Origin of the sequence: Pseudobutyrivibrio sp. ACV-2 (genome assembly GCF_900107545.1) — a bacterium.
Lineage (GTDB): Bacteria > Bacillota > Clostridia > Lachnospirales > Lachnospiraceae > Pseudobutyrivibrio.
In genome coordinates, this window is sequence record NZ_FNQZ01000007.1 from 124,918 (window position 1) to 151,700 (window position 26,783).

The 26,783-nt window shown below is 39.6% G+C and carries 24 protein-coding genes, 1 pseudogene and 1 riboswitch; of the genes and pseudogenes, 24 read left to right on the forward strand and 1 reads right to left on the reverse strand.

Translation table 11 applies throughout. The annotated features are described in order from the left end of the window. The first annotated feature begins 9 nt into the window (after positions 1-9). Positions 10-203: riboswitch (cobalamin riboswitch) on the forward strand. A gap of 109 nt (positions 204-312) precedes the next feature. The 20 genes and pseudogenes from BLV53_RS09255 to BLV53_RS09345 all read left to right on the forward strand — a co-directional run bounded on the left by BLV53_RS09255 (position 313) and on the right by BLV53_RS09345 (position 20,414). Beyond that, a complete protein-coding gene (locus BLV53_RS09255; RefSeq protein WP_090300135.1) occupies positions 313-1,914 on the forward strand; it encodes a sirohydrochlorin cobaltochelatase in 1,602 nt (533 codons plus the stop codon). A gap of 83 nt (positions 1,915-1,997) precedes the next feature. Then, on the forward strand, positions 1,998-3,518 hold the full coding sequence (locus BLV53_RS09260) for an ABC transporter substrate-binding protein (RefSeq protein ID WP_242879069.1): 1,521 nt from the start codon (positions 1,998-2,000) through the stop codon (positions 3,516-3,518). A 2-nt stretch (positions 3,519-3,520) separates the two neighbouring features. Continuing rightward, positions 3,521-4,534 (forward strand): FecCD family ABC transporter permease, encoded by a 1,014-nt coding sequence (locus BLV53_RS09265; RefSeq protein ID WP_090300137.1) that lies wholly within the window; start codon positions 3,521-3,523, stop codon positions 4,532-4,534. After that, entirely contained in the window at positions 4,527-5,345 is an 819-nt protein-coding gene (locus BLV53_RS09270; protein WP_090300139.1) for an ABC transporter ATP-binding protein, read from the forward strand. Before BLV53_RS09265 ends, BLV53_RS09270 begins: the two co-directional genes overlap by 8 nt. An 85-nt stretch (positions 5,346-5,430) precedes the next feature. Further along, entirely contained in the window at positions 5,431-6,060 is a 630-nt protein-coding gene (locus BLV53_RS09275) for a precorrin-8X methylmutase (protein WP_090300140.1), read from the forward strand. Positions 6,061-6,084: 24 nt separating this feature from the next. After that, positions 6,085-7,200, forward strand: coding sequence for a cobalt-precorrin-5B (C(1))-methyltransferase CbiD (gene cbiD / locus BLV53_RS09280; protein ID WP_090300142.1), 1,116 nt, complete (start codon positions 6,085-6,087; stop codon positions 7,198-7,200). A 31-nt stretch (positions 7,201-7,231) separates the two neighbouring features. Then, positions 7,232-8,677 carry a cobyric acid synthase gene (locus BLV53_RS09285; protein ID WP_090300144.1) on the forward strand — a complete coding sequence of 482 codons (1,446 nt, stop codon included), beginning with the start codon at positions 7,232-7,234 and terminating at the stop codon, positions 8,675-8,677. A gap of 98 nt (positions 8,678-8,775) precedes the next feature. Then, positions 8,776-9,102, forward strand: a pseudogene (locus BLV53_RS17735) (endonuclease domain-containing protein); the annotation flags it as partial. A gap of 75 nt (positions 9,103-9,177) precedes the next feature. Continuing rightward, positions 9,178-9,933 (forward strand): precorrin-4 C(11)-methyltransferase, encoded by a 756-nt coding sequence (gene cobM / locus BLV53_RS09290; protein WP_242879075.1) that lies wholly within the window; start codon positions 9,178-9,180, stop codon positions 9,931-9,933. Next, positions 9,930-10,841 (forward strand): cobalt-precorrin 5A hydrolase, encoded by a 912-nt coding sequence (locus tag BLV53_RS09295; protein WP_090300148.1) that lies wholly within the window; start codon positions 9,930-9,932, stop codon positions 10,839-10,841. The genes cobM and BLV53_RS09295 overlap by 4 nt, the downstream gene beginning before the upstream one ends. A 9-nt stretch (positions 10,842-10,850) precedes the next feature. Beyond that, positions 10,851-11,606: a precorrin-3B C(17)-methyltransferase gene (gene cobJ, locus BLV53_RS09300; protein ID WP_090300150.1), complete on the forward strand. Its 756-nt coding sequence runs from the start codon at positions 10,851-10,853 to the stop codon at positions 11,604-11,606. Next, on the forward strand, positions 11,603-13,642 hold the full coding sequence (gene cobK / locus BLV53_RS09305; RefSeq protein ID WP_090300152.1) for a precorrin-6A reductase: 2,040 nt from the start codon (positions 11,603-11,605) through the stop codon (positions 13,640-13,642). The genes cobJ and cobK overlap by 4 nt, the downstream gene beginning before the upstream one ends. Positions 13,643-13,758: 116 nt before the next feature. After that, the gene (locus BLV53_RS09310) at positions 13,759-15,102 is read left to right on the forward strand and encodes a cobyrinate a,c-diamide synthase (RefSeq protein ID WP_242879070.1); all 1,344 of its coding nucleotides are present in this window, start codon (positions 13,759-13,761) and stop codon (positions 15,100-15,102) included. Then, positions 15,089-16,183 carry a nicotinate-nucleotide--dimethylbenzimidazole phosphoribosyltransferase gene (locus BLV53_RS09315; protein ID WP_090300154.1) on the forward strand — a complete coding sequence of 365 codons (1,095 nt, stop codon included), beginning with the start codon at positions 15,089-15,091 and terminating at the stop codon, positions 16,181-16,183. Before BLV53_RS09310 ends, BLV53_RS09315 begins: the two co-directional genes overlap by 14 nt. Continuing rightward, the gene (locus tag BLV53_RS09320) at positions 16,180-16,749 is read left to right on the forward strand and encodes a bifunctional adenosylcobinamide kinase/adenosylcobinamide-phosphate guanylyltransferase (RefSeq protein WP_090300156.1); all 570 of its coding nucleotides are present in this window, start codon (positions 16,180-16,182) and stop codon (positions 16,747-16,749) included. The genes BLV53_RS09315 and BLV53_RS09320 overlap by 4 nt, the downstream gene beginning before the upstream one ends. A gap of 9 nt (positions 16,750-16,758) precedes the next feature. After that, a complete protein-coding gene (locus BLV53_RS09325) occupies positions 16,759-17,517 on the forward strand; it encodes an adenosylcobinamide-GDP ribazoletransferase (protein WP_090300159.1) in 759 nt (252 codons plus the stop codon). Between the two features lie 13 nt (positions 17,518-17,530). Then, entirely contained in the window at positions 17,531-17,863 is a 333-nt protein-coding gene (locus BLV53_RS09330; protein WP_090300161.1) for a bifunctional adenosylcobinamide kinase/adenosylcobinamide-phosphate guanylyltransferase, read from the forward strand. Beyond that, positions 17,860-18,438, forward strand: a complete 579-nt coding sequence (locus BLV53_RS09335) for a histidine phosphatase family protein (RefSeq protein ID WP_090300163.1) — start codon at positions 17,860-17,862, stop codon at positions 18,436-18,438. The genes BLV53_RS09330 and BLV53_RS09335 overlap by 4 nt, the downstream gene beginning before the upstream one ends. After that, entirely contained in the window at positions 18,380-19,372 is a 993-nt protein-coding gene (gene cbiB / locus BLV53_RS09340; RefSeq protein WP_090300165.1) for an adenosylcobinamide-phosphate synthase CbiB, read from the forward strand. The genes BLV53_RS09335 and cbiB overlap by 59 nt, the downstream gene beginning before the upstream one ends. A 1-nt stretch (position 19,373) precedes the next feature. Then, positions 19,374-20,414 carry a pyridoxal phosphate-dependent aminotransferase gene (locus BLV53_RS09345; RefSeq protein ID WP_090300167.1) on the forward strand — a complete coding sequence of 347 codons (1,041 nt, stop codon included), beginning with the start codon at positions 19,374-19,376 and terminating at the stop codon, positions 20,412-20,414. Positions 20,415-20,486: 72 nt separating this feature from the next. Here BLV53_RS09345 and BLV53_RS09350 read toward each other — a convergent pair whose 3' ends face one another. Then, entirely contained in the window at positions 20,487-20,909 is a 423-nt protein-coding gene (locus BLV53_RS09350) for a hypothetical protein (RefSeq protein WP_090300169.1), read from the reverse strand. A gap of 465 nt (positions 20,910-21,374) precedes the next feature. On the opposite strand from BLV53_RS09350, the gene BLV53_RS09355 reads away from it, so the two are divergent. The 4 genes from BLV53_RS09355 (at position 21,375) to BLV53_RS09370 (ending at position 26,674) form a co-directional block, all read left to right on the forward strand. Beyond that, entirely contained in the window at positions 21,375-23,498 is a 2,124-nt protein-coding gene (locus BLV53_RS09355) for a PTS sugar transporter subunit IIABC (RefSeq protein ID WP_090300171.1), read from the forward strand. Between the two features lie 15 nt (positions 23,499-23,513). Next, the gene (locus BLV53_RS09360; protein WP_090300173.1) at positions 23,514-24,347 is read left to right on the forward strand and encodes a PRD domain-containing protein; all 834 of its coding nucleotides are present in this window, start codon (positions 23,514-23,516) and stop codon (positions 24,345-24,347) included. Positions 24,348-24,548: 201 nt separating this feature from the next. Then, complete coding sequence (locus tag BLV53_RS09365; RefSeq protein ID WP_090300175.1) at positions 24,549-25,682, forward strand: CobW family GTP-binding protein; 1,134 nt, start codon at positions 24,549-24,551, stop codon at positions 25,680-25,682. A gap of 35 nt (positions 25,683-25,717) precedes the next feature. Next, positions 25,718-26,674, forward strand: coding sequence for a TIGR03943 family putative permease subunit (locus BLV53_RS09370; protein WP_090300176.1), 957 nt, complete (start codon positions 25,718-25,720; stop codon positions 26,672-26,674). The last annotated feature ends 109 nt before the right edge of the window (positions 26,675-26,783 follow it).

Below are 26,783 nucleotides of genomic sequence, written 5' to 3' on the forward strand. Positions count from 1 at the left end.
TGTTTGTCGAAATAAAAAGTGAGTTTAGGTGTCCATAGATTCGTATATACGAATTGGTATGGGTGAAAAGGGAATCTGGTGCGAATCCAGAGCGAAGCCGTCACTGTGTTAGGGAGTCTGTATTCAAGTCACTGAGTTATGCTTGGGAAGAGAATGCAGATGATGATCGAAGTCAGGAGACCTGCCTAATCTTAAATTAATGATTTGCGGACTTTCGAATCTTAATTCAGAAATTTGTTGAATTAAGGGTCGCACTGCGCGACCCTTTTGATTTGTCGTCCGTTAAATTAAAGAAATGGAGGATGACATTAGATGAAGAGAAAAGCGTTAATGGGACTAGCTCTTATGATGAGCGCGTCAATGCTGTTCATGGCATGCGGCAATAAAACAGAGCAGCCTGAACAAGCTGAGGAGGCCGCTACAGAGGTGGTTAGTGAGGAGTCAGATCAGGAAATGGCTGATAATTGTGCCAAGCTTATTGATGCAATTTATGTTCAAAATTGGACAGAAAATACAGAGGCTCAGTGTAAGGAAGCAAAGGCTGCTTGGGATGCACTTAGCGATTCTGCAAAGGAATTGGTAGAGGGTGAGTTTGCTGACCCGGATTACTTTGGCAGAGATACAGGTGATGCGTCAAAAGATGACCCACTTAATCAGGATGAAATCGGTGACAACGAAATTCTTGTTGTAAGCTTTGGTACTTCCTTTAATGATAGTCGTGTTCAGGACATCGGTGGAGTAGAAAAGGCAATCGCAGAGGCAAACCCAGACTGGTCTGTTAGACGTGCATTTACAGCACAGATTATCATCAATCATATTTTGGCTCGTGATAATGAAAAGATTGATAATGTTGATCAGGCTCTTAATCGTGCTGTGGATAACGGTGTAAAGAACCTTGTTGTTCAGCCTACACACCTTATGCATGGTGCTGAATATGATGAGCTTATGGAAGCTGTTGAAGCTTATGCTGACAAGTTTGAAACAGTAAAGGTAGCTGAACCACTTCTGGGTCAGGTTGGTTCTGATGCAAATGCGGTTAATTCAGACAAGGAGACAGTTGCAAAGGCTATCGCCGCTGAAGCAGTATCTGAGACTGAGTATAAGGATTTAGCAGAGGCTGAGAAGGATGGTCTTGCATTTGTATTCATGGGACACGGTACAAGCCACACAGCAAAGGTTACTTACTCACAGATGCAGACACAGATGGATAAGCTTGGTTACAAGAACGTATTCATTGGTACTGTTGAGGGTGAACCAGAGGAAACATCTTGCGAAAACATTATTGCTGCAGTTAAAGAGGCAGGCTACGATAAGGTTCTTCTTCGTCCACTTATGGTTGTTGCTGGTGACCATGCAAATAACGATATGGCTGGTGATGATGACGACTCTTGGAAGTCAATGTTTGAGGCTGATGGAAGCTTTACATCTATCGAGTGCCAGATAGCTGGACTCGGTGAAATCGAGGATGTACAGAAGCTTTATGTTAGCCATACAAGGGATGCAATTGAATCAGAGGGACTTGCATCAGTAGCATCAGCATCAACAGACGATCTTGTAGATGGTAAGGAATATTCGGCTGAATTTAAAACAGACAGCAGCATGTTTCATGTAAATGAAGCCTGCGATGGCAAGGGTACTCTTACAACAAAAAATGGAGAAATGACTATTCATATTTCCCTTGTTTCACAGAAGATTAAGAATCTTTACGTAGGAACAGCAGCTGATGCTGAAAAGGACAAAGCCAACTGGCTTCAGCCTACAGAGGATGAGGTGACATATTCTGACGGCACAACAGAAACTGTAAATGGTTTCGATGTTCCTGTAGAAAAGCTTGATACAGAATTTGATCTTGCAATCTTAGGTGAAAAAGGAACATGGTACGATCACAAAGTAAGTGTTTCTAATCCAAATTAGTTTTCATTAGTGGATGATAGTTGTCAGTTGAGCTAATGAATAGGGGTAGTACTTAAGTTATGAAACAAAATTAAGAGGTCTTAGTGAAAAAATTTGGTATTTTAATAGCTGCAGCGCTGCTTTTTAGCTTAACAGCCTGCAGCTTTTTTAATAAGGACAATTCAATAAAGAAAAATGAACCCCTAACCTACACCTGTCAGGTGACTCTTGAGGGTGGAAGTGGAAAGGCTACCGTAGATTCTCCAGCAGAGGTTGTGGTGACAGATGACAGCAAAACAGTAAAGCTTGTTTGGTCCAGCTCAAATTATGACTATATGTTGGTTGATGAGGTGCGCTATGACAATGAGGCGTCACCTGATGAGCACTCCGTATTTACGATACCATTTAACGAATTTGATACCGCATTTACGGTAATAGGTGATACTACTGCAATGAGTACTCCTCATGAGATAGAGTATACACTTACAGTGTATTCGCCAGAAGGTGAGCCGGTTGTAGCATCAAATGAAAGTGAAACAGGAACTTTTTCATCATCTGAAAAACCGGATTTATCTGATTACACATATAAGTCTTCTGTAGAGCTTAAATATGCCAACCAATTCAGTATAGATTATTATGAGGATGCTTCGGTTGGTGAGTTTGCTTTTATTACAATCGGTGAAGGTGAGACTTCTCAGTATTTTATCAAGCCTCTTACGGCCAAGCCTTTTAATGTAGATATTAAAGGAGTTAAAGTCCTATCTAATGTAGATAAAACATATCTGGTGTCTACATCTGTTATGGATTTGATTGCTAATATAAATGCATTAGATTCCATAGCCTTTTGTGGAACTAAAGCTGAGGATTGGTATATAAAAGATGCAGCTAACGCAATAAGGGCAGGCGATACAGTATATGCAGGGAAATATTCTGCCCCTGACTACGAGCTTTTGGTTTCAAAGGAGTGTAATCTTGCTATAGAAAATACTATGATTTACCACAATCCAGAGGTAAAGGAAAAGCTAGAGGAGCTTGGCATTCCAGTTTTAGTTGAGCGCTCCAGCTATGAGTCAAATCCTCTTGGCAGGCTTGAATGGATAAAGCTATATGGTGTTTTATTTGATAAGCTTGATGAAGCTGACAAGGTGTTTAAAACCCAATGTGACAGGGCAGAGGATATCGGAAGAATGGAAAAGACAGGAGAAACTGTTGCATTCTTTTCAGTAAATTCAAATGGCCAGATTACAGTCAGAAAGCAAGGAGATTATATATCGTCTATGATTGAAATGGCAGGCGGTACATATGTGCCTGAGGGACTTTCAGACAGTGAAAATGCCCTTTCTACCATGAAAATTACCATGGAAGATTTTTATATAGGAGCTGTTGATGCGGATGTTTTGATATACAACAGTACCATAGAGGGGGAGATTAATGAAATAGATGAGCTGATAAAAAAAGCTCCATCACTAGAAGATTTTAAAGCTGTAAAATCAGGAAATGTTTATTGCCTGAGAGAAGACTATTTCCAAAAGAGCACAAGTGTGGCAGAATTTATAGAAGAGCTACATTTAATTTTGACAGATTCATATAATTCAGGGGACTGTTTTTACAAGCTTAAGGAGTAATAATGAATTCGTGCAGAAATAGATATAGTTTGTTATTTATAATTATGTGCATAATACTGGCAGGCTGCTTTTGTTTAGGGCTTGCTGTTGGAAGTGCGGATATTTCTGTAATAGAAGTAATAAAGATTCTCTTTACATCAGCTCAGACAGGCTCTGGCAAAATCATTATTTCAATAAGACTTCCTAGAATAATTGCGGCAATTATTTTAGGAGGTGCTCTTTCTGTTTCAGGCTATTTGCTGCAGATTTTCTTTGGAAATCCAATCGCAGGACCTTATGTTCTTGGAATTTCATCAGGTGCAAAATTATTCGTTGCATTATCCATGGTATTTCTTTTAGGCAAGGGAATTGTTATTAATTCTCTTGTTATGGTAATAGCTGCATTTATAGGCTCAATTATTGCTATGGCTATAGTCATGGCTCTTGCTGGCAAGGTTAAAAATATGTCGTTGCTGGTAGTTTGTGGTGTAATGATTGGCTACATCTGTTCAGCTATTACAGAATTTGTTATAACCTTTGCAGATGATTCAAATATTGTAAATCTCCACAATTGGTCATTGGGAAGCTTTTCAGGCATAAGCTGGGACTATGTGTGGGTTTCTTTGATTATAGTTGTATTGGCAGTTCTTATTTCCTTTTTTATGTCAAAGCCTATAGGTGCTTATCAAATGGGCGAGGCTTATGCCAGAAATATGGGCGTTAACATTAAGCTTCTTAGAGGAATTTTGATTCTTTTATCCAGCATTTTATCTGCAACTGTAACAGCCTTTGCAGGTCCGATTTCTTTTGTGGGAATTGCAGTTCCACATATCATGCGTGGTGTTATGAAAACAGCAAAGCCTATAATTATGATTCCAGCCTGTTTTTTGGGTGGAGCTATAATTACATTGCTTTGCGACTGTGTAGCCAGAACAGCCTTTGCTCCTACAGAGGTAAGTATCAGCTCGGTTACAGCTATTTTTCTTGCGCCAGTTGTAATCTATATTTTGGTGTCAAGGAGGATGAATCATGGATAAGTTGATATCAACCCTAAAGCTTGATGTAGGATACGGCAAAGAGCCTGTAGTGTCTGATGTGAATATTGAAGTATCTCCTGGTGAAATACTTGCAATCATAGGTGCGAATGGTGCAGGTAAATCCACTATTTTAAAAACAATAGTAAGGCAGCTTAAAAAGCTGGATGGAGAGATTCGCATATGCGAATTAAACGAAGCTTCATTATCCGAAGAGGATATGGCAAAAAAGATATCTATGGTCTTAACCGAGCGAATTCACCCAGAACTAATGACCTGCTTTGACGTGGTGGCTACTGGCAGATATCCTTATACAGGGCGACTTGGGATTTTATCAGCTGATGATATAAAAGCAGTCAACGAAGCCATACATACAGTTGGAGCAGATGAAGTTGCAAATAAAGATTTTTCCAAGGTCAGCGACGGTCAAAGACAAAGAATAATGCTTGCCAGAGCCATCTGCCAGGACACCGATATTATGATTTTAGATGAGCCAACTTCATTTTTGGATATTCAATACAAGCTAGACATTTTATCAGTAATCCGACATCTCGCCAAAGAAAAAGGCAAAGCCGTCATAATGACAATTCACGAGCTGGAATTTGTCCCAGCCCTGGCCGACAAAGTAGTAGCAGTAGCCGACAAAAAAGTATACAAAATAGGCACTCCAGAAGAAATTTTTACAGGCGAAACCTTAGAAAAACTCTACGCCATGAAGCCCGGTACAGGAACTCAAATAACCGAAGGCCTCTTAGCTTATTCCAAATGCCTTCCCCTTGAGGGGAAGGTGCCCAACGGGCGGATGAGGTGTTAGCCTTCCCCCTTTGGGGGAAGGTGTCAGCGCCAGCTGACGGATGAGGGCACCCCCCGGCTAGCCAAAACATAAAAAGGAAACAAATATGAAAATAGAATACCTACTCCCCACCGAAATAGAATCCAAAAGCTTCCAAATAATAACCGAAGAACTAACATCAATGTCCATAAACCTCCCCGAAGACGAAGCTCCCATCACCAAACGCGTAATCCACACTAGCGCCGATTTTGACTATGCCACCACCATGTGCTATTCAAAAAATGGAATCGAAATAGCCAAAAAACTAATCAAAAACGGAGCCCACATAGTTACCGATACAAACATGGCCATGGCAGGCATAAACAAAAAAAAGCTTGCCACCTTTGGCGGTCAGGTACATTGCTTTATGGCCGATGAGGATGTGGCCCTAGAAGCAAAGGAGCGTCAAGTCACTAGAGCTACTGTATCTATGGAGCGTGCTGCAAGGCTTAACAAGCCTGTAATATTTGCAATTGGAAATGCACCAACAGCTCTTATTTCTTTGTATGAAATGATGGAAGCAGGTCAGTTTACACCAGAGTTTGTGATAGGTGTTCCTGTAGGATTTGTAAATGTGGTGGCAGCCAAGGAGTTGTTTTTGAATTCTGATGTACCTTATATCATCAATAAAGGACGTAAAGGTGGAAGTAACATTGCTGCGGCCATATGCAACGCACTGATATATAACATCAAATAATAACCTTAGGGTGAATGAGGCTTTATGAAAAAAGGATTCACAACCGGCAGCTGTGCTGCTGCAGCTTCAAAAGCTGCTACATATATGCTACTGACCGGGCAGGAAAAAAATAATATAGAAATAGAAACTCCAGCTGGAATCATGTTTAAAGCAGCTATTGTAGATATAAAAAGGCAGGATAATCAGGTGAGCTGTGCTGTAATTAAAGATGGTGGAGATGACCCGGATGTAACCACTGGTGCCCATGTGACAGCAACAGTTTCTCTTTTGGAAAACGGCATGGAATCACTTGAGGCAAGACCATCCATAATAATAGATGGAGGCTTTGGTGTAGGTCGCATCACATTGCCAGGCCTTGATCAACCGGTTGGAAATGCAGCCATTAACAGTGTTCCACGAAGCATGATTGAAAAAGAAGTTTTAGAGGTATGTCATTTCCTTGATTTTAAAGGTGAGCTTAAAGTAGTGATATCTGTTCCAGAAGGAAAAGAACTGGCAGCACGCACCTTTAATCCAAGACTTGGAATAGTGGATGGAATTTCAATACTTGGCACCACAGGTATAGTGGAGCCAATGAGTAATAAAGCCCTTGTTGATACCATAAGAGTGGAGCTTAACCAGAAGAAGGCCCTAGGAACCAAGATTGCTATAGTATCCCCTGGAAACTATGGTAAGGAATTTATGAAAAATCAATTCAACTTTGATTTGGACTCAAGTGTAAAGTGCTCCAATTTTATCGGTGAGACCATAGATATTTGCTGTCAGCTTGGATTTGAGGCCATGCTTCTTACTGGTCATATAGGAAAGCTTATTAAGGTGGCCGGTGGTATCATGAATACCCACAGTCACGAGGCAGATTCCAGAATGGAAATTCTTGCCAGCGCTGCAATACGTGCAGGAGCAGATGCAGCTTTAGCTAGAAATATTTTAGATTGTCTTAATACAGAAGAGGCATTGCATTTGATTGATGATAGTGGTTTTTTGCAGGCTACTATGGATATCGCATTAGAAAAGATATTATTTTATTTAGATTTTAGAGCCCAGGGCCGACTGAAATTTGATTGTATTTTATACTCAAACGAATTTGGTTTATTGGCTCAGTCCAAGGATGCAAAAAACGCATTTACGGATTTTACCTAAAATAAATATTACATATAGATGAGGGCTATACATGTCAAAAGTAATCATGGTACAGGGCACAATGTCAAATGTGGGCAAAAGCCTGCTAGTGGGCGCTTTGTGCAGAATTTTTAAGCAGGATGGCTACAAGGTGGCACCATTTAAATCACAAAATATGGCGCTAAATTCTTTTGTCACAGCAGATGGCTTAGAGCTTGGAAGGGCGCAGGCCATGCAGGCTGAGTGTGCAGGAGTTGAGCCTAGTGTATATATGAATCCAATTTTACTTAAGCCCACTAATGACATTGGAAGTCAGGTAATAGTAAATGGTGAAGTGGTAGGAAATATGTCTGCAAGGGACTATTTTGCCTACAAGAAAAACCTTATTCCAGATATTATGGCAGCTTATCATGAGCTTGAAAAATGGGCAGACATAATCGTAATTGAAGGAGCAGGCAGTCCCGCAGAAATTAATCTCAAAAGTGATGACATAGTAAACATGGGAATGGCGGAGCTTGTAGATGCCCCTGTACTTTTAGTGGGAGACATAGATAGAGGTGGAGTGTTCGCCCAGCTACTTGGAACCCTTGAACTTTTAGAGCCTCAGGAGCGAGACAGAGTAAAGGGACTCATTATCAATAAATTCAGAGGCGACAAAAGCCTTTTAGATTCAGGAATCGACATGCTGGAAGAACGAGGCAAGGTCCCTGTGGTAGGTACTATTCCATATGTACGTTTGATGATAGATGATGAGGATAGCTTAAGCGAAAGATTAAGTAATTCCTTTTCAGATGACAATAACGTAAATATGGTGGAAATTGCCGTTGTTAGATTGCCAAGGATTTCAAATTTTACTGACATAGCACCCTTTGAAAATATTTCAGGAGTAAAGGTTAATTTTACTTCAAATCCAAGAGATATCGAAAATGCGGATATGGTCATTATCCCAGGAAGTAAGAATACCATATCTGATTTACGTTGGATGAGAGAATCAGGCATGGAAGCGGCCATCAAAAGATTTGCCATTGAAAAGCCTGTTGTAGGAATATGTGGTGGCTTTCAAATGCTAGGCGAAGAAGTCTTGGACCCAGACCACATAGAAGAGGGGGGAAGTATCAGAGGACTTGGACTGCTTACACTTAAAACAACATTGCTGAATCAAAAATATAGAAGTCAAACTACAGGCAACTTCCCTGAAATGAAAGGCATCTTTGCTTCTCTGTCAGGACAAAAATACACCGGCTATGAAATCCATAACGGAAACACAGAGGGCATAAAAATAATCCAAGAAGGCAATATTCTTGGAACCTATATCCATGGAATTTTCGATAATGCCGATTTGGCTTACAAGCTTGCATCATCCCTGGCAGAAGCTAAAGGTTGCACTCTGGAGACAGAGTCAATTGATTATCAAATCCTAAAAGAAGCCGAATACGATAAATTAGCAAATGCTGTACGTGAAAATCTGGATATGGATTATATATATAAACTGCTATAAGCCTTCCCCCTGTGGGGAAGAGATAATGCTTTAGCGTTATCTGCCACCCCGGCGAGGGGGAAGGTGTCAGCGTTAGCTGACGGATGAGGGCTACCACTATGCCAAGAGTAAATGAAAAACTAAAATCAAATTCAAGAAAACTAAGAAAATCAATGACAAAAGAAGAAAGACATCTTTGGTATGACTTTCTAAAAAAATATAAAGTTCCCGTTAAAAGACAAAAAGTTATAGGACCATACATAGTAGATTTTTACTGTCCCACAGCAAAGTTGGTTATAGAACTAGATGGTTCTCAGCATTTTGAAGAAGAGGGACATGAGAAAGACCTTTTAAGAGATAAATATTTAATTGATAATGGTTATAAGATAGTAAGATATTCAAATTACGATATTAATAGAAATTTTGTTGCGGTATGTGAGGATATAATGAACATTATTGAAAGGCGAGGGGAACCCTCATCCGTCAGCTACGCTGACACCTTCCCCCTGAGGGGGAAGGCTATAGTCCACTTCGTGGGCGCAGGCTGTGGAGCAGCCGATCTTATCACAGTTCGAGGAATGAGACTACTACAGCAGGCTGATGTAATCATCTACGCAGGCTCGCTGGTAAACCCAGAACTTTTAGAATATGCAAAGGAAGATTGCGAAATCTATAACAGCGCCACCATGAACCTAGAGGAGGTCATGGAAGTGATGATTTCTGCAAGTCAGGCAGGAAAAATGGTGGTGCGTCTCCACACAGGTGAGCCAAGCATTTATGGTGCAGTTCAAGAGCAGATGCATATTTTGGATGAAAAGCATATTCCATATGAGTCATGCCCAGGTGTAAGCGCCTGCTTTGGCGCCGCAGCCAGCCTTAATTTAGAATACACCCTTCCAGAGGTGAGCCAGTCACTTATTATCACCAGAATGGAGGGCAGGACATCAGTTCCTAAAAAGGAATCTATAGAAAGCTTTGCAGCACACCAGGCCACCATGGCAATTTACTTAAGCAGCGGTATGCTAGAGGAGCTTCAAAAGCGACTTATAGCAGGAGGCTACGCTGAGAATACACCTGCGGCTATAGTATACAAAGCCAGCTGGCCTGAAGAACAGAAATTCATATGCACTGTAGGAACCTTGGCCCAAACTGGTGCAGAAAATAATATCAAAAATCTTGCAGTAATTCTTGTGGGAGATGTTATTGCAAAATCTGGATATGCCCTGAGCAAATTATATGACAAGGATTTTGAAACAGGATTTAGGAAGCCCAAATGAAAATACTTAGAGTGGTTTATTTCACAGAAAATGGTAAGCATATAAAAGAAAAACTAAATAATGCTTTCGTCCTTGAAGAAAAGCCTGATGATATGGATTTAAAAAGCTGGACCAAGGATTGCTTTAGCCTGCATCTTCCGATTCTGTTTATTTCATCCACAGGAATTGCAGTGCGTTCTATAGCTCCATTTATAGATAATAAGCTTAAAGACAGCCCAGTAATAGTGGTGGATGAGCTTGGAAAAAATGTTATCCCAATCCTCTCAGGCCACTTTGGTGGAGCCAACGAACTGGCCATTGAAGTTGCAAAGGTACTTGAAGCTAATCCAGTCATTACCACAGCCACAGATATCAACAATCTTTTTGCAGTGGATGTATTTGCAAAAAAAAATGGACTTCTGATTACAGATAAAAGCAAAATCAAAGAGGTCTCAGCAAAGGTGTTAAGAGGAGAAAAGCCAGATATCAAAGAATCAGATTCTGAAATAATAATCGATGATTTAAAGCTTATTCCCAAAAGACTTATCCTTGGCATAGGCTGTAAAAAGGGGAAGGCCTTTGAGGAAATAAAACAATTCGTAAATACGTTTTATACCGATGAGGAGCTTGAAAAAAACTTATATGCAATAGCCTCAATAGATGTAAAGGAAAAAGAAATAGGCCTTTTAAAGCTGGCTCAGTTTTATGGTGTGGATTTATTGACTTACGCTGCAGATGAATTAAAACAGGTGGCTGGAGACTTTAATGAGTCAGAATTTGTAAATGAACAAGTGGGAGTGGGAAACGTGTGTGAAAGAGCAGCCCTTCTTGCAGCCGGTCCAAATCCAAAGCTTGTGATTAATAAGACAGCAAAAAACGGAATGACACTAGCTGCTGCAATTAGAGAAAAAATATACATAGTTTGGTAGGAGAATAACATGGCAGGACATATTTATATTATAGGAATGGGACCGGGCGAAAGACTTTCTATGACAGAGGAAGCTTTTATCCTAATGGAAAAAGCAGATGTAATTGTGGGATACACTGTTTACATTGATTTGGTAAAGGAATATTTTAAAGATAAGGAATTCTATACCACTCCAATGAAGCAGGAGATAAAACGCTGCAGAGCCTGCTATGATTTTGCACTTGAGGGTAAAGACGTTGCATTTATTTGCAGCGGAGATGCAGGCGTATACGGAATGGCGGCCCCAATGTTTGAACTACTTCCTGAATACGTAAATACGAATTCAGATATCACAGAAGAAAACATTACAGTAATTCCGGGAGTAACAGCTGCTATTTCCGGTGCCGCAGTTCTTGGTGCTCCTATCAATCATGATTTTTGTGTAATTAGTCTAAGTGACTTACTGACTCCATGGGAGGCTATTGAAAACAGAATAGCATGTGCCATTAAGGGGGATTTTGCAATTGCACTATACAATCCAAGCAGCCATAAGCGTCATGATTATTTACAGAAGGCCTGCGACATTATGCTTGCAGCCGGTGCCAAAGAAGATAGAGCCTGCGGTTATGTAGAAAATATTGGTCGTGAAGGTGAAAATGCTAACACCTGCACCTTAGCAGAATTAAGAAATGCCAGTGTAAACATGTTTACAACGGTGTTCATTGGTAATTCAAATACAAGAATCCTAAACAATAGACTGGTCACACCAAGGGGATACGAATTATGAAAAAAGTAATTATTTTTGGTGGTACAACAGAGGGAAGAAGACTTGCGGAAATTTTAGTGAAGGCAAAGGTCTCCTGCATCTATTGTGTTGCAACAGAATATGGTAAACAGCCTGTGATGGAGTCTGACTATTTGCGCATTCATCAGGGACGCATGGATTCGAAAGCCATGACTGAACTTTATGAGCAGCAGGAGCCAGATGCAATCGTGGATGCCACGCATCCTTTTGCCCAGCTTGTGAAAACTGAAATAGAAAACAGCATATTTGCATACAGAGACGTTCCATTTTTCAGATTGGCAAGAGATGAAGAGGAAGGCCTTGACTATAGTAACTGCTATTTCTTCAATGACATAGAGGAATGTATTCGAGCCTTAAAAAATACTAAAGGTACTATTTTTCTTACAACAGGCAGTAAGGAGCTAAAAGCCTTCTGTGGAGACGAAGAACTTAAAGAGCGTCTCATAGCCAGAGTCATTCCAAGCGAAGAAAGCATAAAGATATGTTATGACAATGGCTTAAAGGGAAATCAGATTATAGCCATGCAGGGACCATTTTCTGCAGGTATGAATCTGGCATTTTTAAAGGATAGTCAGGCTCAGGTTCTTGTCATGAAGGAAGGTGGCAAATCCAGTGGACAGCGTGAGAGAATAGTTGCCGCCAATAAGCTTGGAGTAAAGGTATTCATTTTAAAGCGCCCAGAGGAAAAGATGGATGCCATGAATTTTGTTCAAGTGAAGAATACTTTGTTTGAAATGTTTAATCTTGCAGAGGATGTAGATGACATCACCCCGGATATAAAACTTTCTGTTACTCTTGCTGGATTTGGCATGGGCTTTGGCTCTATCACAAGTGAAGTGCAAACTGCCATAAATGAAGCTGACTATATCTTTGGCGCTTCCCGCATGCTCGTTGGAATAGATAGAGATTGTAAAAAATATCCTTATTATCTTGCTAAGGATATAGTTCCGGTTTTAGAAGAAATAGCAGCAGAAATTAAGTTTGGTAAAAAGCGAGTTGTTATACTATTCTCTGGTGACACAGGCTTTTATAGTGGCTCTAAAAAACTTAAAGAAGCTATTGAAAAGCTGGCTTTTTGTACCATTAAAATCATGCCAGGAATTTCCTCTATATGTGCACTTGCAGCAAGGACCTCAGAAAGCTGGGAGGATGGCGTTATAGTAAGCACCCATGGAACAGATGAGACATACTGGAAGCCAAGACTTACAGATGCAGTTCTATATAATAAAAAAACATTTGCACTTACATCAGGAAGTGAAGATGTACGCCAAATTGGCGAGATGCTGGTAGAACTGGCAGAAAAACACCAGATGAAATTCCAGATTTACGCAGGTGTGAATCTATATTCAAATGAAAAGGTGCTTAATTTGACGCCTGAGAAGTGCAGCATTTTTAGTGAAGAGGGACTTTGTACACTGTTGATTAAAAACGTAAATGCGAAGTGTAGGTTTTGTGCACCAGGTCTAGTTGACGACACATTTATACGTGACCAGGTTCCAATGTCAAAGGAAGAAATCAGAGAGCTATCTATCTGCAAACTTCGACCTACAAAAAATGCAGTAGTATACGATATTGGAAGCGGTACAGGCTCAGTAGCAGTGGAGCTTGCTATGTTAGACCCAACCATACAGGTTTTTGCAATTGAGCTTAAACCGGAAGCCTGTGAGCTAATCAGTAAAAACGTAGCGAAATATAATCTTCATAACGTTACCGTGGTAGAAGGAGCAGCCCCTGATATGCTTATTGATTTACCAGCTCCGACCCACGTATTTATAGGCGGCAGTGCAGGACGCTTGGGCGACATCATAAATACTCTACAATCAAAGGCATCAGATATCAAAATAGTAGTAAATTCTGTCACCATAGAAACCAGCGCAGAGATTTATCACGTACTAAAAAGCCGTGAAATAAAAGGAGCGGACATTGTACAGGTATCCGTCAGCAAATCTAAAAAAGCTGGTGACTATACTTTGATGCAGGGGCAGAATCCCGTATACATAACGACGTTTAAATTGTAGGCTGTGAACGCCTGTTACGCCAACAATCTTTGGTATTGCAACGGTGAGCAATAGAAAGCTCGCCTTATGCAACACCAAAGATTGTTGGCTACAGGCGATGTAAGTTATTAATAAATATGAGTATAGAATACAAACGAATAATGTTGGCTGCCACAAGAAGTGGAAGCGGCAAAACTACAATTACATGTGGCCTTTTAGCGGCTCTAAAAAATGCAGGTATAAATCCCTGCAGCTTTAAGTGTGGCCCAGACTACATAGACCCTATGTTTCATAGAACGGTTTTTGGTATTCCATCAGGAAATCTTGATACCTTTTTTACAGATGATGCTACTACCAGAAGCCTTTTCGCCAGTGAATACGATGGAGATATAGCTGTTATAGAAGGTGTTATGGGCTTATATGATGGAGTGGGAGGTACAGAAGAAACTGGTTCAAGCTATGATTTGGCCAGAGTCCTTCAGACTCCAATAATCCTCATTATAGATGCTAAAGGCGCAGGACGCTCAGTCATTGCCCAGCTAAAGGGATTTTTAGATTACGATAAATATAATCTAATAAAGGGCGTTATTTTAAATAGAACAACTCCTGTCTTTGGAGATAAGCTAGGCGAGCTTATAGAAGCAGAGCTGTCCATCAAATATTTAGGGACAGTGCCTCAGATAAATGATGCTGAAATAGGCAGTCGTCACTTAGGACTTATTATTCCAGAGGAAATCGATGAGATTCAAAATAAATTAAGCATAGTAGCAAACAAAATAGAGCAAAATATCAATCTTTCAGAGGTTAAAATAATTGCCGATTCAGCATCTAAATTAGATATAATAGAAGATAGGAATGAAGTTAAGGAAAACCCAGTTGTAAGGCTTGCTGTAGCAAGGGATGAAGCCTTCTGCTTTTACTATAGAGAAAACATTAAATTACTAAGTGATGCAGGTGTAGAGCTTATCGACTTTTCTCCTATAAGAGACCATGATTTACCTGATGATATTCAGGGAATCCTGATTGGTGGAGGCTACCCTGAAAACTACCTTTCCGATTTATCCGTAAATACGAATTTAAAATCTCAGATAAAAAAGGCTATTGAAAATAAAATGCCTGTGCTGGCTGAGTGCGGTGGTTTCATGTATCTTACGGAGTCTATTTCGGATAAGGATGGTAAAAGCTTTCCTATGGTTGGCGCCATAAAAGGGGAGGCAAGCTTTGTTGGAAAACTGGTTCGCTTTGGATATGTGACCCTTTCAGATAATGATATCAGCATAAAAGGTCATGAATTTCACTACTATGATACAGATAACAATGGAAATGACTGCATTGCAAGAAAACCAAAAAGTGACAGGCAGTGGAGCTGCATTCACAAAATTGATGGCTCTTACATCGGCTTTCCTCATCTGTATTACCCATCTAATCCAGATTTCGTAAAAAACTTTGTGGAGGTTATGAAAAAATATGGGGGACACTAGATTTTTGTTTGAAGACATTTTAGAAAACAAGCTAACAGTTTCGCCTGTTGATAAAGAGGCTGTTTCAAAGGTACAAAAGGAGTGGGATAAAATAGCAAAGCCAATAAATAGCTTTGGCTCTTTTGAGCATTATCACTCAAAAATATCAGCAATTCAGGGGGGGGATGCCCCTGATTTATCGCACATGCGTCTAATCGTTTGCTGTGGCGATCATGGAATCGTGGAAGAGGGTGTGAGTCAGACCACTCAGGATGTTACCAGAATCTGCGCCACCAATATCGGAAAAGGTATTACAACAGCTGGAGTCATGGCCAAATCCCTTGGCATCGATATAGTCTCTGTGGATGTTGGAATTAATTATTCAAAAGAGGTTCCATATACACTAAATCGCAGGGTAAAATATGGCACCTGCAATTTCTTAAAGAGTCCTGCCATGTCGGTGGAAGAATTTTCACGTGCAGTTCAAGTGGGAATGGATTTGGTAAAGGAATCAAAAGAGCAGGGCTTTAACACTTTACTCATAGGAGAGATGGGCATAGGAAATACCACTTCTGCTGCAGTTATGGCAGGCTATTTGTTAGATCTTAACGCTGAAGCTGTTACAGGTCGCGGAGCTGGAATTGATGATGCAGGGTTCAGTAGAAAACGAGCTGTTGTTTCCATGGCGCTTTCAATGTACAACGGTCTTTCACCTGTTGAAATCTGCAGCTATTTCGGAGGACTTGAGCTGGCAGCTATGACAGGTCTTGTAATAGGTGGAGGCCTATACGGTGTTCCAATTATTCTAGACGGAATGCTTAGCATGGTGTCAGCGCTTGTTGCAGAACGCCTCATCGAAAATGTAAAGGACTATCTGATTCCATCTCATATCAGCAAAGAGCCTGTTGCCCAAAAGCTTATTAAAAAGCTTGATATTTCTCCTGTAATTGATGGGAAAATGGCTGTAGGCGAAGGGGCAGGTGCTGTTATGATGGCACACATGCTAAAAATGACAGATATTGTTTTTCATCAGGCACTAAAATTTGCCGATTCCGAAGTGGAACAATACGAGAATTTTGAGGAAAGTAAGAAATCTGAATGATTATTTTTATATATGGCGGAAGCGGAAGTGGTAAATCAGAGTTCGCTGAGGATTACGTATGCGCCACACCCTTTGACAACAGATTTTATCTGGCCACAATGAATTCATATGACAGTGAAAGTAAGCTTCGCATTAAAAAACATCGCAACCAAAGAAAAGGTAAGGGCTTCATCACTTTAGAGCATCCCATGGATGTGGATGAAGCCCTTGCAGAAATAGATAGAATAAAAGCCCCTGAGTTTTTTACAAATAATTCACTTGAAGGGGGCTGCATTGTTCTTTTGGAGTGTATGTCAAATCTTGTAGCAAATGAAATGTTTAGAGATGGCCTTATTATGGATGAGACTTCTTGTGCTAGAAAAGTTCTTCATGATATTTCAAGGTTAAATGACAGTCTGGAAACTCTTGTGATTGTCAGTAATGACATATACGAAGATGGTGGCCAGTATGATATAGGAACAAAAGCATATCTCAAGGCTTTAGGCATGATTAATCGCAGAATTGCTCAGATGGCTGAAGAGGTATACGAAGTAGTGGTGGGAATACCAATCAAAATAAAAGGATAATAATGTAAAATGAATTTTTTGAAATCAATAGCAGTAGCGTTTTCAATGTATTCAAGAATCCCTATGCCAAGGTTTGAATGGGGAAGTGATGATATGAAATATCATCTTATTTTTTTTCCATGGGTAGGGGCAGTGATAGGTGCTCTTGAATACGGTTGGTATATTCTTTCAAAATCTTATAGTATTGAAAATATCGTATTTACGATAATTGCTATGGTGATACCAATTATCATCACCGGTGGTTTTCATTTGGATGGCTTTATGGATACAAGTGATGCCCTTTCATCCTGGGGCGACAAAGAAAAAAGACTTGCTATTTTAAAGGATTCCCACGTAGGTGCATTTGCAATAATTCATATTTTGATCCTTGGCCTGATTTTATTTGCAGCCATCTATTCATTAAATTCTGACTGCTTTATAGCCTGGTGCTTTAGCTTTTTTATTGCAAGGATAATAAGTGGTATATGTGTGGTGAAAAATAAAAAGGCTAAAACAGAGGGACTTCTATCCACTGAGAGTAATACTGCTGATGACAAAGCTGTGTTCGTGTGGCTTGCAGTTCAGTTTGTAATATGTTGCATTTTAGTTAATTATCTGTTTAAGGTACAGCTTACAGTTATGCTTTTAGCACTTCTTTTAAGTCTTGCCTACTATTTACATACTGCCAAATCAAAGTTTGGTGGAATCACAGGTGATTTAGCAGGTTGGTTTGTTTGTATTGCAGAAACTTTAATGGCCATGGCATTGGCAATTTTCAGCTATTTATAAAAGGAGTTTGTGTATGATTCTTATTGTTGGTGGAAGCTGTCAGGGTAAAACAGATTTTGCAAGAAAAAATTTTCCAAATGCAAAATATTTCAATCAGCTTCACTTATTCATTAGAAAGCGCCTTGAAAATGGAAAAGAGCAAGCTGAAATTCTAAGTGAAATAAAAGAGGAAATTTCTGAAGGGCCGTGGGTTTTAATTTCAGATGAAATAGGAAATGGAGTTGTACCTATAGAGCTTTTTGAGAGACAGTGGAGAGAGGTTACGGGACGAATACTCATCAGCCTTGCCAAGGAGGCCACAGAGGTTTACAAAGTGGTTTGTGGGATAGGAATGAAGATTAAATGACAGACAAAACAATTATTTTAATTCGACATGGCGCCACAGCTTCAAATGAAAGAAAAGCCTATATCGGAATTACGGATGAGCCTCTTTCTAAGATAGGTGTTAGCCAAATTAAATCGAGGACATATCCAAAAGTAGATATTGTTTTTTCGAGTCCACTAATTCGATGTATTGAGACAGCTCAAATCATTTATCCCGAAAAAGAGATTAATATAATACAAAACCTAAGGGAAACAGATTTTGGTATATTTGAAGGGAAAAATTATCAGGATTTATCGAATAACGCGGATTATCAAGCATGGATAGATAGTGGAGGTACCGCTGCATTTCCAGGGGGCGAAAGCAGGGAAGTAGCAGTAGAGCGGAGTATCGATGGATTTGAGAGAGTATTAAATCTATCAGGAGAAGCAAAGCTGGTTTCTGTCATAGCACATGGCGGAACAATTATGGCTATACTTAGTCATTATTTTGGTGGGGATTATTATTCATATCATATAGAAAACGGCGAGGGATATACTTTTGATTTATCACATAACGGCATTTTTAGCGGGCTTCATCCTGGATCTTTTCTTAGGTGACCCACAGGGGTGGCCACATCCAATCAGATGGATTGGAAGTCTTATAGGTTTTCTTACAGAGACCTTTCTTAAATCGGCGGACAGAAGTCTTGAAACCGAATGCATTTCAAGAAAAAAAAGAAGACTAGGGCTTTTGATGGTGATTTTAGTTATTGTCATTTCAACAGGCAGTTGTTTTTTTATTCTTCATTTGGCCTACACATTAAATTTATTTCTTGGAATTATAATTGAAACCGTAATTACGTATCAGTGTATTGCAGCAAAGAGCCTTTATACTGAGAGTATGAAGGTATATTATGCGTTGACGGAGGATGGACTTGAGGCAGGAAGGAATGCTGTGTCCATGATAGTTGGCAGGGATACAAAAAGCCTTGATGAAAAAGGTGTTATTAAGGCAGCAGTGGAGACTGTTGCAGAAAACACTTCAGATGGTGTTATAGCACCTCTAATTTATCTTGCCATTGGCGGGCCTATCCTTGGCATTTGCTATAAGGCAATCAACACCATGGATTCCATGGTTGGATATAAAAATGATAAATATATGGATTTTGGAAGAGCTGCCGCAAAACTTGATGATGTGGTAAATTTTATACCTTCTAGAATCAGTGCATATCTATTGGTTGCAGGTTGTTTTTTCTTAGGTAAGGATTATAGTGCTTTAAATGCCTTTAGGATATTTATACGAGACCGCTTCAATCACTCTAGTCCAAATTCTGCACAGACGGAAAGTGCCTGCGCTGGAGCACTTGGTGTACGACTCGCGGGACCTGCAAGCTATTTTGGAAAAAGAGTAGTAAAGCCTTATATTGGAGATAGTTTTAGAGATATCGAACTTTTTGATATAAAAAGGGCGAACAGATTAATGTTTGCCGCAGAGTTTATTTTGGTAGTTTTAGTTATTTTATTATACATTTTGATATTAGAGGTTTTTTGACATGCATGGTGGAGACATCTATAGAAACAGCATACAGTTTGATTTTTCTGTAAATCTTAATCCATTGGGGGTACCACAGGAGGTGCAATGGGTTCTTACAGAGGCTGTACTTCATTCAAATAAATATCCTGATATTGTACATGAGAATCTTATAAAAGATACAGCAAAACTTTTGGATGTGGACTCAGGGAAAATCGTATACGGTAATGGAGCGTCCGAAATAATTATGGCTATATGCCATAGTATTATGCCCAAAAAAGCCTTGCTTGTGGCACCTTGCTTTTCGGGCTATGAGACAGCCATTCTAGGAGCTACAAAGGATTGCCAAATTGTACATTACTTTTTATCTGAGGAAGATGACTTTGAGCTTCATCACAGGTTCATTGAAACTATGCTTGTAGAAAAGCCAGACATTGTATTTCTCACCAATCCTAATAATCCTAACGGAAAACTTATAGACAGCTTGCTTCTTAGCGATATCGTAGATGCTTGCAAGAATACGAAGACAACCATCGTTGTAGATGAATGCTTCTTACCACTTACGGGAAAGGACAAAGAGCAGTCTTTAATATACAACATTCCAAATCATTGTTCATTGATTGTTCTCAGAGCTTTCACAAAGACATTTGCAATTCCCGGTGTACGTATTGGTTATGCTGTCTGCTCTAAGAATACTATCGCAGATTCCATCAGAAGGCATCTGCCAGAATGGAACCTTTCGATCTTTGCACAGATGGCAGGCGCAGAGTGTATAAAGCATCCTGCATATATAAACGAGGCTGTGAAGGTAATAGAAGAAGAACGTAGATTTTTAAATCGGGAATTAAAAAAACTTGGATTGACAGTTTTTACCTCAGATGCCAACTTTATACTATTTAAATGTAAAGAAGAGGATTTAAATTCAAAATTAATTGAGTATCGAATATTAATCAGAGATTGTTCGGACTACATAGGTCTATATAAAGGTTTCTATCGTATATGTGTTAAGCAGCACAGTGAAAATGAGGGACTGCTTGAGGCACTAAAAAATCTGATTTATTAAAGCAATATTTATATTTCTATATAAAATAAAAGCGAGATGAAATATCATCTCGCGCAATAATTATTTTAATACTTAAGCTAAAAGTTTTTCTAATATATCGTTACCTTGCGGAGAACAAATAGCACAAGTATGAGCAACAATTCTTTGGATTTCACTCTGTTCGTCAGGCTTGCCTTCGTAAACAGTACCATTAAAAGCATTACCTACAGCTGATTTAACATTTTTATATTTTGTAGTGAGCATTGTTACTTTATCATATGTACCAAAAACTTGAATTACAGAAAATAATCTTGTGATTTCTGTTAGGTCTTTATCTTTAACAGCCTCAGTCATTCTATCTAATAAAATAGAATCACTGCACTGGCCTTCAGCACTGTATTTTTCGATAAAATCAAGGAAGTTCTGACCTAAACCAAGTATGAATTCTTCTTCTTTTGCACCATTTAACTGTTGCTGACTCATTCCGACTCTTTTTCTTGTACGTACAGTTATCATTTTCGACTCCTCAATAACATTAATGTTATAAATAATTACATGTTCACAAAACCTTCACAAGGATATAACATCTATAAAGTGTTGTCAATAATTTTTTAACTTGATTTATTTGGATGTATTTAGTTTAAATGATAATGATGAGTTAAACGATTATTTAATATTTATAAATATATTTAGGAATAACTGAACTGCTAGTTATCAACATGTTTAGGAGAGCTGTTGCTAAAGTATAAAATATATACTTAAACGTTTTACGAAAATTTCAAAAACTATTGACAAGACACTACCAACATGTTAAATTACCTAACATAGTGTGTAACTTGTAACCAATCAAGGCACGAACTATGCATAAACTAATTTGTATTTATGTGGGTTCGTGTCTTTTTTTATGCTTTCCCATCAAAGGCATCTCCTAGACATTCCGCATGAATACACAAACAGCTTAATGTATAGGAGAAAAAACAAATGAAAGACAAGATTTTTGCAGTATTGCAGCGAGTTGGACGTTCATTCATGCTTCCAATCGCAATCCTTCCAGTAGCAGGTTTGCTTCTCGGAATCGGTGGTTCATTCACCAACACAACTATGCTTGAGACTTATGGTCTTACAAGCGTTTTAGGCCCAGGTACAGTAGGTAATGCTATCCTCACTGTTATGAACGAGGCCGGTAACATCGTATTTGCCAACTTACCTATTATATTTGCTATCGGTGTAGCAATCGGTATGGCAAAAAAAGAAAAGGAAGTTGCAGCTCTTGCAGCAGCTATCGCTTTCCTTATCATGCATGCTTCAATCGGCGCTATGATTACAATTCACGGCGGAGCAGAGGCAATGCTTGATGGTGCAACAACATCAGTTTGCGGTATCACTTCATTACAGATGGGTGTATTTGGTGGTATGATTGTAGGTCTTGGTGTTGCTTCACTTCACAATCGTTTCTATAAAATCCAGCTTCCACAGGTATTATCATTCTTCGGTGGTACAAGATTCGTTCCTATCATCTCAGGTTTGGTATACACAGCAGTTGGTATTTTAATGTTCTTCGTATGGCCATTCATTCAGCAGGGCATCTACGCAGTAGGTGGTGTTGTTCTTGCTTCTGGTTATGCTGGAACATGGGTATATGGTCTTATGGAAAGACTTCTTATTCCATTCGGTCTTCACCACGTATTCTACCTTCCATTCTGGCAGACGGCCCTCGGTGGAACGCTTGAGGTTAACGGTCAGCTTATCGAAGGTGCACAGAACATCTTCTTTGCACAGCTTGGTGCACAGAATACAATTGATCACTTTGCAGTATCAGCTACAAGATTTATGTCTGGTAAGTTCCCATTCATGATTCTTGGTCTTCCTGGAGCAGCTCTTGCTATGTACAGATGTGCTCTTCCAGAGAAGAAGAAGGAAGTAGGAGGTCTTCTTCTTTCAGCAGCCCTTACTTCAATGCTTACAGGTATCACAGAGCCAATCGAGTTCACATTCTTATTTGTAGCTCCAGCTCTTTATGGTATCCACTGCGTATTCGCTGGTGCAGCTTACATGTTCATGCACATGCTTGGTGTAGGTGTTGGTATGACATTCTCAGGCGGTATCATCGACTTAATCCTCTTTGGTATTCTTCCTGGAAATGCTAAGACAAGCTGGGTATGGATTCCAGTTGTTGGTATCGGATACTTTGTAGTTTACTACTTCTTATTCAGCTTCCTTATCAAGAAGTTTGATCTTAAGACTCCAGGTCGTGATGCTGATGAAGAGGTTAAGCTTTACAGACGTTCTGATTACAATGCAAAGAAGGAGTCGATGGGAGACAACACTTCTGAAAAGATTACAAATGGTCTTGGTGGTAAGGCAAACATCTCTGATGTTGACTGCTGCGCAACAAGACTTCGTATCACAGTTAAGAAGTCTGAGCTTGTAAATGATGCTATGCTTAAGGCAACAGGTGCTTCTGGTGTAGTTCACAAGGGTAACGGTGTTCAGATTATCTACGGACCACACGTTACAGTTATCAAGTCTAATCTTGAAGATTATCTTGAGACAGCTCCAAATGTAGAATATAATGGAGCAGGTGAGACAGTTGCTGAGGAGGCTAAGACAGAAGAGTCTAATGAGCCTACAGGCAAGGTCGTAAAGACAGTTATTCTTGGTAGCCCAATCTCTGGTGTTGCAGCTGATTTATCAGAGACTCCAGATGATGTTTTCGCACAGAAGATGATGGGCGACGGTGCAGTTGTAACACCTAATGATGGAAAGGTATGTGCACCTGCAGACGGAACAGTAGTATTCGTATTTGATACAAAGCATGCAATCGGATTCAAGACAGATGATGATGTAGCTATGCTTCTTCACTTTGGTATTGATACAGTTAAGCTTAAGGGTGAAGGCTTTACTGTCCATGTAACAAACGGACAGCAGGTAAAGAAGGGTGATGTGCTTATGGAAGCAGATTTAGATTTCATTTCTAAGAATGCACCATCTATTGCAACTCCTGTTCTTTGCACAGAGCTTAAGAACAACCAGAAGCTTCGTCGTATAGGCGATGGAAACATCAATGCCGGTGATGATTTACTTGCAATAGATTTTTACGAGTAATTAGAGGAGAAATTGATGTACAGAGTCGAGAAGGTTCTAAATCATAATGCCCTCATTGGTATTCCAGAAAACACAACTCAGGAATATCTGATTCTGGGCAAGGGGATAGGGTTTGGAAAACATGTCAGCGAGACTATTGAAGTCACTGGGGATCACAAGGTTTATTCCCTTCAGGAATCTACCGACAGAGGGGACAAAAAAGAATTAGCAACAACTATAGACCCTGTATATCTGGAAATCGCTAATGAAATTTTAGATGGGGCCGAGGCGGCATTTAAGACCATCGACCGAGATGTGTTGCTGCCTATGGCTGACCATATTGAATTCGCAGTCAAACGAATTAAAAATAATGAGCAGCTTCAAAACCCACTTACAGACGACATAAGAATTCTATTTCATGTCGAGTTTAAGGTGGCAGAGAAGGCGAGGGACATTCTTGCTGAGAGGCTTGGTATAAGTATTTCAGATGATGAGATAGGTTATATTGCACTTCATGTCCATTCTTCAATCATGGATCAGGCAGTATCTCAGGCCATGCAGATGGCCGACGCTGTGAGACAGTGCGTGTCCATGGTAGAACAGGAAACCGGCAAGAAAATAGATACTCAATCATTGTCCTATAACAGATTACTCAATCATATTCGTTATATGATTGCACGTACTTTAAAGGGTGAGGTCATTAAATTAGATATGAACGACTATATTAATGCCTCAGCCGCAAATTCATTTCAAGCAGCTACAAGAATATGCAACGAGCTTGGTGTAAGCTTAGGAAAGCAGATTCATGAAGCGGAAATAGGATATCTTGCTATGCATATCGAGAGAGTAGCACTTAGTGAAATGGATTAACTTAATCATTTTTATTAACAATCCCTAAAACAGTTCACTTATAACAACCCATATACATAATACATTCAGCCAGCTTACTGTAATAAGCTGGCTTTTTTTAATAAACTGTTTAGATTTCTTCATCTTTAATTTTTTGCAATCTTATGTTAAAATAAACTGTTGTGATTAGTATAAAAGTTTGTCAAGAAGGAAGGTATTAAGATGACAAAGATTGATATAATTTCAGGTTTTTTAGGTGCTGGTAAGACTACCTACATCAAGAAGATGCTTGAGGAAGCTTATAAGGGTGAAAAGGTAGTACTTATTGAAAATGAGTTCGGAGAGGTTGGCATCGACGGCGGTTTCTTAAAGGATGCGGGTATCACTATTTCAGAGATGAATTCAGGATGTATCTGCTGTTCATTAGTTGGAGACTTTGACAAGAACCTTCACGAAGTTCTTGAAAAGTTCAGCCCAGATCGTATCCTCATCGAGCCATCAGGTGTTGGTAAGCTTTCAGATGTTATGACATCAGTTATTAAGCTTGAAGAGACAGCGGATGTTAAGCTTTGCGGACTTGTTACAGTTGTAAATGCACTTAAGGCTTCAAAGCAGATGAAGGCTTTTGGCGAATTCTTTAACAATCAGATTGAGTTTGCTACAACAATCGTTCTTTCACGTTCACAGACAGCTACAGAGGATCAGCTTGAATTCTGTGTAAAGCAGATTCAGAATCTTAATCCAAAGGCTGCTATTATTACTACACCTTGGGAAGAAATTACAGGAGAGAAGCTTCTTTCTGTAATGGAAGGCCAGGATAATTTAGCTGCAGATATGAAGCATCTTGCAGAGGAAGCTCATGAGCACGAAGAGCATGAACACGAGCATGAGCATCATCACCACGAGCATGAGCATCATCATGACCACGATCATGAGGGACATGAGCACGATCATCATCATGACCACGACCATGAGGAACATGAACATGAACATCACCATGAACACGAGCATCATCACCACGAGCATGATGTAAACTGCACATGTGGATGCCACGATCATGACCATCATCACCATCATGCAGATGAAATATTTGATACATGGGGCAAGGAGACTCCTCATAAGTTCGAAAAGGCTACAATTGAAAAGGCTATGAAGGCTTTTGCTAATACAGAGGATTATGGTACTATCATCCGTTCAAAGGGTATGGTTGAGTCTGTAGAGGGCGGCTGGATTTACTTCGATTTTGTTGACGGTGAATACGAGCTTAGAGCAGGTGAGCCAGACTATACAGGACGCCTTGTTGTAATCGGTGCTGATATTGATGAGCATAAGATTGAAGAGTTATTTGGACTATAATCCAAGGTTCCTAAAGCAATAGAATAGAGGTTATAATGGCAAAAGATATACCAGTTTATGTCTTCACTGGATTTATGGATAGTGGTAAGACTACACTTATCCAGGAGACACTGTTTGAAAATGATTTCGCCGCAGGAGGCGAGGATAAAATCCTCATTTTATCATGTGAGGATGGCGATGTTGAATATGACATCGAAAAGCTTAAGACAATCAATGCAAAGGTTGTTATGATTGAATCTGAAGATGAGTTTAATTTAGACAATCTTTCAAAAATTTCAAAGGAATACGACCCAGACGTGGTATTCCTTGAATACAATGGTACCTGGGGCGTCGATAAGATTTACGACGAAGAGCTTCCAGAAGGTTGGGTTATAGCGCAGGGATTAGCTACAGTAGATGCTACTACCTTTGAAAACTACCTTAACAATATGCGTACCATGATGATGGAACAGCTTTTTAAGGCAGAGGTAGTCATTTTTAATCGTTGTACTGATGACACACCAAAGACAAAGTTCCGCGGTCAGATTAAATCTATGAATCGTCCGGCGCAGATAGTTTACGAGCGTGCAGATGGTTCTATAGATGATTCTCCAGAGGAACTTCCATTTGATATTAATGCAGATATTATCGAAATCACAGATGCAGATTACGCACTTTGGTTTATGGACTGCATGGAAACACCAAAGAAATATGATGGTAAAACTGTTCATTTCCTTGGTCTTGTTTACAACCCTAACGATGGTAAGCTTCGCAAGGATGTATTTGTACCAGGACGTTTCGCAATGACCTGCTGTGTTGAGGACATTCAGTTCCTTGGCATGAAGTGCAAGTGGGATAAGGCATCGACGCTTGAGCACAGAAGCTGGGTTGATATTACAGCCACTGTAAAGGTTGAATTTGCAAAAGAATATAAGGGCAGAGGACCGGTTCTCTATCCTAAGAATGTTATCAAGGCAGAGAAACCTGAAGATGAATTAGTTTACTTTAGCTAAAAGACACTAGGTTACTATTTGAAAATAGTAACCTTTTTGTATGATTTAACACTTTACAGAGCTAAAGAAATGTTATAAATTAATAGAAATCGGTTAAAAGGGAAGGAGT